This window comes from Bacillus cereus group sp. MYBK245-2 (assembly GCF_051916145.1).
Taxonomy (GTDB): Bacteria; Bacillota; Bacilli; order Bacillales; family Bacillaceae_G; genus Bacillus_A; species Bacillus_A pacificus.
Genome location: NZ_JBQAGB010000003.1, coordinates 226,876 through 240,676, shown reverse-complemented (window position 1 = coordinate 240,676; position 13,801 = coordinate 226,876). Strand labels below are relative to the sequence as shown.

Genomic DNA, 13,801 nt, shown 5'->3' with positions numbered 1-13,801 from the left:
AGATCGTTCGTATTATAAAGGAAGGTGTCCTCCAGAGTTTTCTTCACCATCTGCACCTTTGTTACGGAAGATTTCAGATAGAACCATTAATCCTACGATAGCTACAATTAAAATTGTAGAAAGTGCATTAATTTCTGGTGATACTCCGCGCTTAACCATACTGTAAATGTATAATGGCAATGTTGTTGATCCTGGTCCTGATACGAAGAAACTAATTACAAAATCATCAATTGATAATGTGAATGTTAATAATGCAGCTGAAATAACTCCTGGTGCAATTGCTGGGAACGTTACATAACGAAACGTTTGCCACGGCGTTGCTCCTAAATCATTCGCAGCCTCTTCTAAATCACGTCCCATACCAGAAAGGCGTGCTGCTAAAATAACGACAACAAATGAAATACTAAATGTAATGTGTGCAATAATAATTGTTGTTTTACCAAGTTCCATACCTAATTGACTAAATAATATAAGTAAAGATAATCCCATTAAAATATCAGGGATTAAAATTGGTAAATATACAAGACCGTTAATCGCACCTTCATAACGATATTTATAACGATGTAATGCAATTGCGAAAATCACACCAAGAACAGTCGTTACAATCGTCGTTACGACCGCAATCGTCATACTATTTACAAACGCATCAATAACATCTTGTTTTTGAAATAAATCTGTATACCAATGGAATGTGAATCCTTCCCATTCCGCATTAATGCGAGAATCATTGAAGGAATACACCATTAAAACCATCATTGGAAAATACAAGAACAATAAAATTAACCAAGAATAAGAAACTAAAAACTTCTTCATCTTTGCCTATTCCCCTCCGTTCCCATCATATTTATATACTTTCGTTGCACGATAATATAAGTAAATTAACAGAACAGAGAATAGAACAACAATCATAGATAACGCAGATCCAAACGGCCAATCACGCGCTCCTAAGAATTGATTTTGAATTACGTTTCCGATTAATGCTACTTTCGATCCACCCATAACGTCTGATACAACAAACATTCCGATAGAAGAAACAAACACTAAAATAGAACCGGTAGCAATCCCTGACATCGTCATTGGTACTGTAACATTCCAAAATGCCTTTACTGGTGTTGCCCCTAAATCATAAGCTGCTTCTAGCTTACGCTTATCAAGCTGCTCAATCGCTGCATACACTGGTAAAATCATAAATGGTAATAAAGAATATACCATTCCGAGTATGACAGAAGGTGTATTATATAGTAAATTTAAAGGTTCACTAATAATACCTAGCTTCAATAGCAATGTGTTTACAAGACCTTGTGAACGTAAAATAACAATCCATGCGTAAGAACGAACAAGGAAGTTAATCCAAAACGGGATCGTTGCCAATAATAAAAGAATCGAACGATATTTGCGATCAACAATTGTAATTGTATATGCAAATGGATAACCGATCAGTAAACATATTACTGTCGTAATAACCGCAATTTTCACTGTTTCCCATAACGTCCCCATATATAATGGGTCAAATACACGTGCTATGTTCTCTAATGTAAATTGCATTTCCACTGTCCCATATGCTCCGCGCTGCATGAAGGCAAATGCCAATACAAACAGAAGGGGAATTAGGAAGAAGATTAACAGCCATGCGACTGTAGGTAGTGCGAGTAATTTCCCTTTTTTCAATTTAAGGTCACCTCGTCCTCTTGCTCCCAGCCTACGTATACATTATCTCCAATGCTCCACTGTGCTGCTTCTTCAGCAGTTTGATATGCCATTAGTAATTCTGATGTTTTCTCATCACGTACATAAAGCTTTTCCATATTTCCAACAAACTCAATGTCTTCAATATGTCCAAGGTGGTATTCTTTTAAAATTGGCTCTTCAACCGAACGCACTTTTACATTTTCAGGGCGAATTGCTACATAGCCTTCCCCGTTTTTCACAATATTATTTTCACCGATAAATGTCGCAACGAACAACGTTTTCGGCTTATTATAAATTTCTTTCGGCGTTCCGATTTGTTCAATATGGCCTTTATTCATAACAACGATACGATCACTCATGCTCATCGCTTCTTCTTGATCGTGCGTTACGTATATGAACGTAATTCCTAAATTACGTTGTAAGTTTTTCAATTCACGTTGCAAGTCTTTTCTTAACTTAAAGTCTAACGCCCCAAGTGGCTCGTCTAGTAATAATACACGCGGGTTATTTACAATCGCTCTCGCAATTGCTACACGCTGCTGCTGTCCACCAGAAAGCTTTGCAGGTTTACGATTACGGAACTCAAGTAACTGCGTTAAACGCATTGCCTCTTCAGCACGCTCTTTCTGCTCTGCTGCCGGTACTTTCTGCATTTTCATGCCGAAACAAATATTTTTCTCCACATTCATATGTGGGAATAGCGCATAATGTTGGAACACTAAGTTCATATGACGCTTATATGGTGGCAAATCGTTAATCTTTTCATCATCTAATAAAAGATTCCCTTTAGTTGGAGTTTCAAATCCTGCGATCATACGAAGTAACGTCGTTTTCCCGCAACCACTCGGTCCTAAAATAGTTAAAAATTCCCCTTCTTTAATATCTAAAGAAAGCGGTGGGATAATCACTTGATTTCCAAAATGTTTTTCTACTGCTTCAACTTTAATAATCTTTTTCATTTTCCCGTCCAATCTACCTTAAATTTTAATTTTTATATTCATGAATAAATATTTATGTTCTATAGACTATTTTTTGTTTCGATCCAAACAAAAATGGTTATTTAGCAAGCGTTCACTTCTATTCTTTATGTAGTATGTTTGATTCATTTTCGCATGATACATAATGTCGAACAGAAAAACCCCTTCCATTGCGAAGGGGCTATTATCATACGGCTACGCCTACTGATAAACACCATCATCATTTTAACAACTTTCGTATGAATTTTAAAGCACTTTTTGTAGAAGAGTAACGAATTTTCATATCGAATGCCGTAGATTGGGCTAAAATGCTTTTATAATGTGAAAAAGTCCGAAAACTTTCTTCCCCATGATAACTCCCTAATCCACTACTTCCGACGCCCCCAAAAGGTAAATATGGCGTTGCAAGATGATAGACGACATCATTAATACAACCTCCACCATACGAAATATTACTCGTTACTTTCTTTTGCACTCCTTTATCTTCAGAAAATACATATAACGCTAATGGCTTCGGATGTTGCTGAATCGTGTCAATTACATCTTCTATGTTTTCATATTCTATAATTGGTAAAATCGGACCAAAAATTTCATCTTCCATAACGGAACTTTTCCATGTAACATTAGTTAACACTGTTGGTTCTATATGTAAAGTTTCTTTTTTATAGTTCCCGCCAATTACAGTTTTACCATCTTTCAAAAACGTACATAAACGTTCAAAATGACGTTCACTCACAATTCGTACGTAATTATCATTATGCAGTGGCTCTTTGCCATACTGCTCCGCAATTTCATGTCGCAGTGCCTCAATTAACTGTTCTTTCACTGAAGCATGCACATACATATAATCAGGCGCTACACACGTCTGCCCTGCATTTAAAAACTTCCCCCACACAATTCTTCTTGCTGTTACATCTATTTTTGCATCTTTATGTACAATACATGGACTTTTTCCGCCAAGTTCTAACGTAAGCGGCGTCAACTGTTTTGCTGCTGCTTCCATGACAACTTTCCCAACGCCCACACTACCTGTGAAGAAAATATAATCAAATGGTTCCTTCAGCAAAGCTGTACTCTCTTCAACCCCGCCTTCTACTACCGCTACAAGCTCCTCTTGGAATAATTCCTCTAACATCCTTGTAAGCACTTTGGAAACGTTTGGCGTTAACTCCGACGGCTTTAAAACGATTGTATTTCCAGCTGCCAGCGCTCCTACAAGCGGTGCAATTGCTAATTGAAACGGATAGTTCCACGGTGCAATAATAAGTGTCACACCGTATGGTTCAGGCACTACTTTCCCCTTTGATCCAAAATGAGTGAGCGCTGTTCGAACACGCTTCGGTTTACTCCACGATGAAATATGCTTCAATTGAAAGGAAATTTCTTTTAATACATATCCAACTTCCGTTGTAAACGATTCATGAACTGACTTATTTAAATCTAATTTCAACGCCTGAAATATTTCTTCTTCAAAACGCTGAACGCCTTCATAAAGCTTCTTCAAATTATTCTTTCTCACTTCTATACTTCTCGTATAGCCATTATAAAAATATGCCTTTTGTTTATTTACAATAGAAGAAACACTCATTCGTTCACCTTCTTCCACTATTTTTATCCAATTCTTTCATTATTTATATAGACTTCATATATAATAAATTTCTATTCGTAAAGTTACATTATATATAATTTCTTCTTTTATATAAAATTCATTGCTCACAAAAAAACTACCGAAAAAAAATCTCTCGGTAGTTTTACTGTATTAACGATATAAACGAACAGCACCTGCAGAATTATCATCAGCTTGTCCTACTACTTCAAACTTCAGACCAAGATTCGGTAAAATACGTCCTGCATCTGGAATCTGTTGGTTAATATACGTTTTCGAATCGTCAAATTTCGGTACACCCGCTAAGCCATCATACGTAAATGTTCCACGCGTTGGAGATACAACTTTCCAAGCTGGTGTTGTGTCGAATGAGAACGCTGCATCAGCGATTTGGAATCGTGTACTACTCTTAACTGTCGGTTTACCATTTAAAGTTCCTACAATTGCTTCTGGGTGAGAGTCAACTACGCCAAGGAAACCATGTCCTGGATGTACGCCAACCCAGTTATCTGTGTAAGCAGAGTCCGCATACCATACGACCATACCAGTGTTAAATACTGGACCGCGTGCAAATTTCAATGCGTTATCTGCACCAGCATAGTTTCTCCACTCTACATAATAGTTATGTTTTTTCTTCTCAGTTCCGTTAGATACAACAAAGCCATCTAATTTTAATTGCGGTGTACCTTCTGCATCATCAGAGAATACTACTTTACCATCTACTGTTAATGAAGCATTATCAAGAGCAAATCCATTTAATGCTAAACCACCATCAGTAATGTAATCAAATGTTAATTTTACTTTCTTGCCTTTGAATTGACTTAAATCATATGATTTGTCAATCCATTTTCCATTTGTCGAATCGGCATTTCCACTATTTGCTTTCTCACCAAGTCTTTCAATTAACGTTTGTTTACCATCTTCTGTTACAGCGTGTACTTCAAGGAAATCATAACCTGCTTCAATCTCATATAATGACTTGAAATCAAATTTTGCATTCGTTGCATTCGTTAAATCGAACAACGGTGTTTCCATCTTCGTATGAAGATCGTCACCTTTTGTGCTGTAATAATATTGTTTACCAAATGCTGGCTCAATTGTTTTAACATCTTTATCCGGTAAGTTAACACGGATCATGCCTGGTCTTGCTGATTTCGTAACACTTTGATCCAAATATGTCGCTAAACCGATACCTTTATTTAATTTCTCGTAATCTACTTCTACGATATTTGCCCAGTTACCACCGATTGTTTTTTGGAAAAACTCTTTATTTTGTGGCGAGAAACTCGTTGGCGTCGTTCCAGCGATTTTACCAGCCCAGCTTCCGCCACTCATAATAGACCAAGCTTCAATCGGCTCACCTTGACCACTATATTGTGTATCGTACTCATCTGGAAGACCTAAATCGTGACCATATTCATGTGCGAATACACCAACTGCTCCATCTTCTGGTTCAATTGTGTAGTCGAATGCTGCCATCTTTCCACCCCAATATGGTACTTTCGCTTGTGTACCTTCAATTGGGAATGGCTTTGGTCCAACTGTCCAACGGTGCGACCAAATTGCATCATCGCCTAATTTACCACCGCCTGCTTCTTGTCCAACACCCGCATGAATAATCATTAAGTGATCGATTAAACCGTCTGGTTGATTTTTATTTCCATCACCATTTACATCGTATTGATCAAATTGGTCGAACTCTGATAAATCAATACCACTATCTACAGCTGCTTTTAATGCATCTTTTACTAAATCACGTGGCCCTTTTGGTCCTTTATTATCATGGCCTCCGCCCGGAGCATCTGCACCGTAATCAGCAGCTTTACCAGGAACTGTTAACCATTTTGTAACTGTTCCATCCACTGTGTAACTACCACCAGATTGCTCTTCGTAATATTGTTTAAACGTTTCAATTTTACTTCCATCATCTAATGTGAATGGCTCGTTGCCGAATAACATTTTTTCATAATGTTCTTTATTAAAATCGTTAGAATACATATATCCAGGCTCTTTGTCGATATTATTATGTTTAAAGTCAGCGTACTCTACAAGTAAAACGAGTACTTTGTCTTTACGAACTTCACCGTTATAGTCTTTTTGTTTCGCTGGAGAAGTTGGTACTTTACCATTTAGACCGCCTTTAACTGGGCCTGTCGCTGCAGGTGTGCCTGTTGCTGGTTGATTTAATTTTTCTTTCGTTTCTGCTTTCGCATCTTTCACTTTCTTTAAAAAGTCAGATGCATCTTTCGTAAGTTGGTCCCCATTCGCTGCTTCTTTTCCAGGATTTTCACCCTTTTTGTTCTCTACATATTTTTCGACAGCTTTCTTTGTTTCTGTCTCTGAAGCCTTCGAATCAATTACCCCACGTTTTTTTAGCGCATCCGCTAAACGTTCTTCCGGAATTAAATGATCATCAACTGGGCTCGTAGCTGTCTTATTTACAGGTGTTTCAGCATATGCAGACTGGCCACCTGCTCCGAATGAAAGACCTAATACAGCTGTCAAAGCGATTGATGATAAAACTTTGAACGGTTTCTTGTTCATCCCTTATTTCCTCCCCTAATAAATAATATGTATTACAAATTGAATTTTATTAAAAATTCAATATTTTTTCAATATTTAGTCATATTATGTAATGTTTTTAATATATTTGTAAAAATTCCATAGTTAGCATACGAATATATCACAATTCAACAATGTTTTCTGAAAATATTGAAAATATTTGTCAGAAACTTTATAATCGCCATAGAGGGAATTTAATGGGGATTTTATCTTTGTTTTATCTACAAAATATTTGATAATTCACTACATAAAAATACAAAATCTGATTGTATTATCACGTATTCTGTAGCAGCAGTTATGACCGATAATTAGGGAGGAATTACATTTGTACAAAGATAAGACTGACGCACTGGACCAAGAATGGATTGATTTAATACTTGAAGCTCTAGACGCTGGTATCGCCCTGCAAGATATCGAACATTTTTTCCAACGTATGAAGCCATCCACTCAGGCTCAATAGGTTTGTTCTTTTTAACGAAGTTTATGTTATAATAATGACATCATAAGACGACGACATATTGATAGAAAGGTGCGCAAATATGATTGGAGAACGTATAAAACGCCTGCGTTTACAAAAAGGTATTTCATTAACTGAACTTGCCGAAAAAGCTGGTGTTGCTAAATCTTACATTAGTTCTATAGAACGAAATTTACAAAAGAACCCTTCCATTCAGTTTCTTGAAAAGATCGCAGCAGTTCTACAAATTCCAGTTGATACTTTACTTCATGATGAAACAACAAAGGAAGCTAACCTAGACTCCGAATGGACACAGCTCGTCAAAGATGCAATGAACTCCGGCGTCTCCAAAGAACAGTTTCGTGAATTTCTTGAATTTACAAAATGGAAGCAAGATCAAAAATAATAAATATATGAAGGAGCCTATAAAACTAGCGCTCCTTTTTTCTTTATTAAAAAAAAGCGGGCATCTCCCGCTTTTTTTATATATTATTTTTCTTCGCCATCTGTTTGGCTCGCATTGAATGTCCATTCTAAGTTCAATGAATCGCCTTGGAATTTATTTTGATCTTGACCATCATCTACGAATTCAAACTGTACCCATAGATAGTCTTCTGATTTTGGTGCTAGACCACCATTCTCTGCCCACTCTGGAGCAAAAACGTCTTTAGCTATAACGTCAGGATCTAAATTTTGTAATTCCGCTAAAGTTGTTTCATATACAGGCTCACTTGCTTTATCCCAGTTCCAAAGGAATTTCACTTTAATATGCTTACCGAAGTCTTCACCAGCATTATCACCTTTTGCATCTTTCACAGTATACTTTGTCGCTAATTTAACGTCTTTAATCGGTAACGTACCGTCGTTCTTTAATAAGAACTCTTTCTTAACAGAATCCCCTGGTTTTAAATCTTTAATATCCACAAGCGTTTTAGGGTTTAATGTAAGATCTAACGTCCCAGCTGCAAATGTATTATTTGAAACCTCTTTATCGCTAAAGTATGCAAACGTTCCTCCACCAATTAAAGATAACCCCAATGCTGCTGATGCAACTCCCATACCTAATTTCTTTTTCAGACTCACAATCAATTCCCCCTAGCTGTTTTTTATATTTTTATTGCTATCTCTTATTTAAAATAAGAGATGTAACTAAAACTATATTAGCTTAGCTAATATTTGTTCTTTTTTAAAAACCTTATGTTCATTATAACGAACATAACTGTAGAAATACAACACATATTTATTAATATTTTCAGTTATTTTTATTTCTCAATATTATTCCGAAATTTCGGAATAATATTGAGAAATAAAGAAAAACTTTAATTAATATTCCCTATCTATACTAATTATTAATCTTCACCATCATATTGCCAATTAATTTTCTCATATCTTTTTTTTGACGTAGATTGTTAAAATAAAGAGGGCACGCCGAATAGGTGAGTCGCAATATTCTCTCACCTACTCGGCTTTATAACCACTATTCGCTCTATATGTTACTGCATTTTAATTGCTATTCTTGTTTCTTACTCTCTTCTTGCTTTTTTGCTTCCTCTTGTTTCTTCTTCTCTTCTAGCTTTCTCGCTTCTTCTTGTTTCTTCTTCTCTTCTAGTTTTTTCGCTTCTTCTTGTTTCTTACTCTCTTCTAGTTTTTTCGCTTCCTCTTGTTTCTTACTCTCTTCTAGTTTTTTCGCTTCCTCTTGTTTCTTACTCTCTTCTAGTTTTTTCGCTTCCTCTTGTTTCTTACTCTCTTCTAATTCCTTTTGTTTCTCAGCCTCACTCACTTGTTTTGCTGTTTCATCTACTAGTAACTTCTCAAAATCTTGAATTTGTTTATCGATCGCCTGTAAATTTACTTCTTTATCGACATACTGACAGTTGTCTTTTACTATTTGGAAGCCAGCATTCACATACGAGAATACTTGCTTATTCGATTCAGTTCCATTTCCTTTTAACTCTTCTTGTACTTGATTATAAGGTTCTTCTATTGATTTATATACTTTTTGTAACGATTCTCTCTCAGTAGCTATCTTCTCACGCCCTTGCTTCCATATAACAAGCGCCTGTTCTAATTCCTGAGTGGATCTAACAGTTAATTTTGATTTCATCCCTTCGTACTCATGCAAAATAACTTCCTTATGCTGCTTAGCTTGTTCTATTAATTGATCAACTGTTTTCGGAAAAATACTTGCTGTAGAAATAGTGGCCTCTACTTTCGTTTTATGAATGAAAGCTGCTTCTGTATAAGTCATCATTTGAGAGCCTAAATAAAAAGTAATAGAACACAAACATGGCAATATAAGCATCTTTTTGAATTTACGAGGTTGCTTCAGCATTTTAATCTCTCCTATCGAACAACTCGTTCTTTATCAAGAACTATATCTTTATTATAATAAAGTGAATTATAAAATGATATAAGAAATTATCTTTCTTTTTACATTTCCCTTTTAACAGAAAAGGAGACTATCATTTTTGATAGTCTCTTTTTCTGCTTATTTTTTCTCCACTCCATCGCCTTGTTGCGCTTCAAATGTCCATTTTAATTGAAGTTTATCGCCTTGGAATTCATTTTGAGGTGCATTTCTTTCAATAAAGCGGAATTTCACTTTAAATGAATCGTTAGTTCCCGCTTTAATGCCTTTCTCAGGCCATAACCAACTTACTATATCATTTTCTGCAGCAGTCACTGTTTGACTCTGCAAATCTTTTAATGTCGTTCTCTTAATTACTTCATCTTTTTTATCAATATTTTTTAAGAAAACTACTTCAATGTCTTCACCAAAGTCTCTCTTATTATCTTTCTTCACATCTTCTACATCATATTCTGTAGTTAATAATACTTTTTTAATATCTAATGTACCTTTATTCTCTAATTTAAATTCTTTTTCAATTGTATCACCTGGTTTTAAATTATCCACTTTCACAATTGTTGAAGGGTTCAGCGCTAAGTCAAGTGTCCCAGACGCAAATGTATTATTTGACACTTCTTTATCACTAAAGTATGCAAATGTTCCTCCACCAACTAATGCAGCCCCTAATACTGCTGATGCGATACCCATTCCTAATTTTTTCTTTAAAGTCATGTCCATATCCCCTTAATATATATTTGTTAATTTCCTAATAGGAAACTATAACCAAAATAACTAGACGGATTGTTCTACTTTTTTCTCTTTCTTTTCTCCATCAATGCTACGAATCGCACTAAAAATAGTAATCGCTGAATAGCCTAGTAAAAAGATTCCTGGAATAATAAGAAGTAAAGCAGCTCCAGCTTTTGAATTCGCATAATTTAATGCATACCCTGCATAAGGAACTGTAATATCTGCATATTTCCCAATGACATTATCCGCAAGTACTGGTTCTAAATCAGGGCCATTGTTGTTATCCCCTTTTGTTTCATACATTACTTTTCCATTTGTATCTTTCACACCGATAATACGGTGAGTGATAATTTTTTCATCTTTCTCTTTAAAAGTAATAACATCACCTTTTTGATATTTAGAGCCATCTTTTGTCGGTTCTATCGCAATGATTGACCCTGTTAAAAATGTTGGTTCCATCGATCCTGATAACACTGATTTAAATTGATATCCCATCACCGTTGGATCCCCACCGCTCGCTTTTGAAGAAATAACTACAAAAGCTAAGCAAATCATTAATGCAAATAAAACAAATGAGATAACGTTGCTAATCACCTTCCAAATTAATTTCATCGTTTCTCTCCCTCTCCGTTGTTTTATATTATTTGAAGTATGCAATATTCACTCTCGTTCTTTAACGAGAACACAAATAAATAATATAACGAACGAAACGGAAATGCAATAAGAAAATTTACAATTATTAGTTATTTTAAATATAAAAAAGGACTGTGACAAATTCTCTTCACAGCCCTTTAAACTAGTAATTTATTTTTCTTCTGATTTCATTCCTTTTGTATTTCGGCGTAGCACTACAAATAAAATGGCTCCAAATAATATGGCAGCACCTATTCCAATACTTATTATTTTCACGTTTGATTCGTTTACTTCAGGCTCGATCGTATCTTTTTTAGGCATTGCAAAAGTAACATCTTCTTTAGAAAGAACATTAACCGTCGCAATTGTTTGATTATTCTTCGTGATATCAACTGCCCCAACTACCTCACCACGATGAATTCCTTTATGATACAAAGAATCTTTATCTAATGAAGCCGCACGGAAAATCGTCCTCACATTTTTTCCTTCATCTTTCTTAAGCATCACTTCTGCACTTTTTTCAAGCTCGCTATCAATATCTTTATTTAAATACGTTGTCTTTTGATGCCAACTATGTTTATCTAGTACAGTTTGCTTCACAAATTGACCAAAAGAATAGTCCGCCATCTGCTTTAAATCTTCATAAATTTCAGGTCTTTGAGAAGCCATTACTACATTTATAATACGATTTCCATCCTTCTCATTTAATAGAACGAGCGTATTGCGCGCTTCATTTGTAAAACCTGTCTTACCGCCAATACTAAATGGATTTTCAAAATAAGTAGATTTATTAAAAATAGACACCGTCTGCCTAGATGTCGTAACTGTCGTCCTTTTCGTATTCATCGCTTGCAAAATCTCAGGGTACTTTTGCACACCTCTCGTAATCATAGCCATATCATATGGTGTAGTATAATGGTTCGGATCATGCAATCCATTTGGTGTTACAAAATGACTATCGGTAGCCCCTAATTGCTTCGCTCTCTCATTCATCATATTAGCGAAATTCTCAACACTTCCGCCAATACGCTCTGCGATTGCATATGACACATCATTCGCACTTAGCACCATTAAAATCATAAGTGCAGTATTTCTATTAATCGTCTCACCAGGTTGAAACTCAATTTGATAATTACTCTTCTCTTGATCTAATGCTAATTGTGAAAACGTAAATTGATCCTCTGGCTTCGTATGCTCCATAAGTAAAATCGCCGTTAACACTTTCGTCATACTAGCCGGAAATGCACGATGATGTGCGTTTTTATCATACAAAATATCTCCAGTTTTCGCATCAATCGTAGTTGCAAACTGACTAAAAACATTTGGCCCTTCCTTAGGTGGTGGTGCCACTTGTTCTGGATTCACTCCAACATTCGTCTCAGCACGTAACGTCATAGGTGTCAAAAAAAATAAACAAATAACGGTAATAAAAGCCAAAATTTTCTTAAAATTTACCATATGACTCTCCCTTTTCACTATACTCTCACAGCTTAAAAACTGAATATACCAATCTATATGTAATTTGTATTAAATTGGAAGAATATTCACTGTTTTTTACTATATCATACTTTTACGATAAATAACATAAATATACAATAAAAAATAAGAAAGAATTATTCTTTCTTATCCTTCTCATCAATTAATGAATCAATTAAATTTTGACTAGCTTCCTCAGGTGTAATCTCATCTGTCATCCCCATAAACGACCAACCTTTAGAATCGACCCACTCAACAAACTCTTGCAAAAACTCATCATGTGTAACATCCACATCAAGAATTGAGCCATTAATTGAAATCGTTCTATTTTTAGATACGCGCATCTTGAACGTTTTCCTTACCATTACAATAATTCTCCCTCTACTTCTGAATAATTATAAAGTGAAACTTTAATCAGTGGGGGGCTTCATCCCCCACCTAACCTCTTTGCTTTCGCTGAGTTTTGAGGTGGATCTTACTGCCCGCAAATAGCGGGGTAAAATAATCTTGTATCTCTGTTATACATGATTTTAAGTAAATTGTAAAAAGGATATATTGGCCAGTTTGCATATTGAAACTGAAAATCTATCATCCTGCAAAAATAGCAAACGATATGTAAAGGATCATAAATAACTAAATAAACTCACATAAAAATAAAACAACTTACATTTTATCACACCAAATACAAATGACTTTCGTACAATAGAATGGAATATACTAGAAGAAAACTTATAATGAGGAGGAACTCCATGGCGCGTTGTACGTATTGTAAAACGAAATGGAAAGTAAAAGATGTATGGTCGATACTCGTGACATTTGAAAAAGATTGTCCGTATTGTTTTGGGAGGCAGTATCTATCTAATGACACCTTTCATCATGCTAATGCCGCTCTACCTCTATTATTCCTATGTCCTTTACTTGTTGATTTAAACGATGAAAACCCTTTGGATAAATATCTTAAATAATACGACCGCTACATCCTACTAAGTTTTTTCTCATTATTATCCCTTCAGATACTACTCGCATAATTGCATATGATTCCCCTTTTAAAACTTACCACAAAAAATATTGTAAAATTTCAGTTAATTTTATATAATTGCTTTAACATAATGATTAAAGATGCTATTACATAAGTATTTTTGAAGATCCCGTAGCTCAGCAGGGAGAGCGCCACCTTGACAGGGTGGAGGTCGTGAGTTCGAGCCTCTCCGGGGTCATAAAAAAAGAGAAATCATATCAACTTTCTACGTGATATGGCTTCTCTTTTTTATCTAAATCAATCACTTCCCACCAAACCTCTTCTC

At 35.4% G+C, this 13,801-nt stretch carries 14 protein-coding genes and 1 tRNA gene; 4 read left to right on the top strand and 11 right to left on the bottom strand.

Translation table 11 applies throughout. The annotated features are described in order from the left end of the window. Window positions 1-12: 12 nt before the first annotated feature. From potC to inhA1, 5 genes are all read right to left on the bottom strand, one after another. The gene (potC, locus tag ACTFRN_RS08320) at window positions 13-813 is read right to left on the bottom strand and encodes a spermidine/putrescine ABC transporter permease PotC (RefSeq protein ID WP_000714205.1); all 801 of its coding nucleotides are present in this window, start codon (window positions 811-813) and stop codon (window positions 13-15) included. A gap of 6 nt (window positions 814-819) precedes the next feature. Beyond that, a complete protein-coding gene (gene potB / locus ACTFRN_RS08315) occupies window positions 820-1,668 on the bottom strand; it encodes a spermidine/putrescine ABC transporter permease PotB (RefSeq protein WP_000715494.1) in 849 nt (282 codons plus the stop codon). After that, window positions 1,665-2,648 carry a spermidine/putrescine ABC transporter ATP-binding protein PotA gene (potA, locus tag ACTFRN_RS08310; protein WP_000720319.1) on the bottom strand — a complete coding sequence of 328 codons (984 nt, stop codon included), beginning with the start codon at window positions 2,646-2,648 and terminating at the stop codon, window positions 1,665-1,667. The genes potB and potA overlap by 4 nt, the downstream gene beginning before the upstream one ends. Before the next feature lie 238 nt (window positions 2,649-2,886). Next, a complete protein-coding gene (locus tag ACTFRN_RS08305) occupies window positions 2,887-4,272 on the bottom strand; it encodes an aldehyde dehydrogenase (RefSeq protein WP_074567594.1) in 1,386 nt (461 codons plus the stop codon). A 153-nt stretch (window positions 4,273-4,425) separates the two neighbouring features. Further along, window positions 4,426-6,816 (bottom strand): M6 family metalloprotease immune inhibitor InhA1, encoded by a 2,391-nt coding sequence (inhA1, locus tag ACTFRN_RS08300; RefSeq protein WP_088106557.1) that lies wholly within the window; start codon window positions 6,814-6,816, stop codon window positions 4,426-4,428. 343 nt (window positions 6,817-7,159) lie between these two features. Between inhA1 and ACTFRN_RS08295 the strand changes: the two genes are divergently transcribed. Both ACTFRN_RS08295 and ACTFRN_RS08290 read left to right on the top strand, forming a co-directional pair. Next, complete coding sequence (locus ACTFRN_RS08295; RefSeq protein WP_000276218.1) at window positions 7,160-7,294, top strand: anti-repressor SinI family protein; 135 nt, start codon at window positions 7,160-7,162, stop codon at window positions 7,292-7,294. 79 nt (window positions 7,295-7,373) lie between these two features. Continuing rightward, window positions 7,374-7,697, top strand: coding sequence for a helix-turn-helix domain-containing protein (locus ACTFRN_RS08290; RefSeq protein ID WP_000578877.1), 324 nt, complete (start codon window positions 7,374-7,376; stop codon window positions 7,695-7,697). Window positions 7,698-7,780: 83 nt separating this feature from the next. Here the strand turns inward: ACTFRN_RS08290 and calY are convergent, their stop codons facing one another. From calY to ACTFRN_RS08260, 6 genes are all read right to left on the bottom strand, one after another. Further along, complete coding sequence (calY, locus tag ACTFRN_RS08285) at window positions 7,781-8,374, bottom strand: biofilm matrix protein CalY (protein WP_000053741.1); 594 nt, start codon at window positions 8,372-8,374, stop codon at window positions 7,781-7,783. A gap of 427 nt (window positions 8,375-8,801) precedes the next feature. After that, a complete protein-coding gene (locus tag ACTFRN_RS08280) occupies window positions 8,802-9,623 on the bottom strand; it encodes a DUF4047 domain-containing protein (protein WP_088106556.1) in 822 nt (273 codons plus the stop codon). 156 nt (window positions 9,624-9,779) lie between these two features. Next, window positions 9,780-10,370, bottom strand: a complete 591-nt coding sequence (locus tag ACTFRN_RS08275; RefSeq protein ID WP_000172845.1) for a TasA family protein — start codon at window positions 10,368-10,370, stop codon at window positions 9,780-9,782. A gap of 60 nt (window positions 10,371-10,430) precedes the next feature. After that, complete coding sequence (gene sipW / locus ACTFRN_RS08270; protein ID WP_000767807.1) at window positions 10,431-11,000, bottom strand: signal peptidase I SipW; 570 nt, start codon at window positions 10,998-11,000, stop codon at window positions 10,431-10,433. 192 nt (window positions 11,001-11,192) lie between these two features. Continuing rightward, window positions 11,193-12,479 (bottom strand): D-alanyl-D-alanine carboxypeptidase family protein, encoded by a 1,287-nt coding sequence (locus ACTFRN_RS08265; RefSeq protein WP_000247008.1) that lies wholly within the window; start codon window positions 12,477-12,479, stop codon window positions 11,193-11,195. Window positions 12,480-12,634: 155 nt separating this feature from the next. Beyond that, the gene (locus ACTFRN_RS08260) at window positions 12,635-12,862 is read right to left on the bottom strand and encodes a hypothetical protein (RefSeq protein WP_000251858.1); all 228 of its coding nucleotides are present in this window, start codon (window positions 12,860-12,862) and stop codon (window positions 12,635-12,637) included. A gap of 384 nt (window positions 12,863-13,246) precedes the next feature. Between ACTFRN_RS08260 and ACTFRN_RS08255 the strand changes: the two genes are divergently transcribed. Together ACTFRN_RS08255 and ACTFRN_RS08250 are read left to right on the top strand one after the other, a co-directional pair. Further along, window positions 13,247-13,462 (top strand): hypothetical protein, encoded by a 216-nt coding sequence (locus ACTFRN_RS08255; protein ID WP_049111720.1) that lies wholly within the window; start codon window positions 13,247-13,249, stop codon window positions 13,460-13,462. A gap of 179 nt (window positions 13,463-13,641) precedes the next feature. Continuing rightward, window positions 13,642-13,714, top strand: a tRNA-Val gene (locus ACTFRN_RS08250). Window positions 13,715-13,801 lie beyond the last annotated feature (87 nt).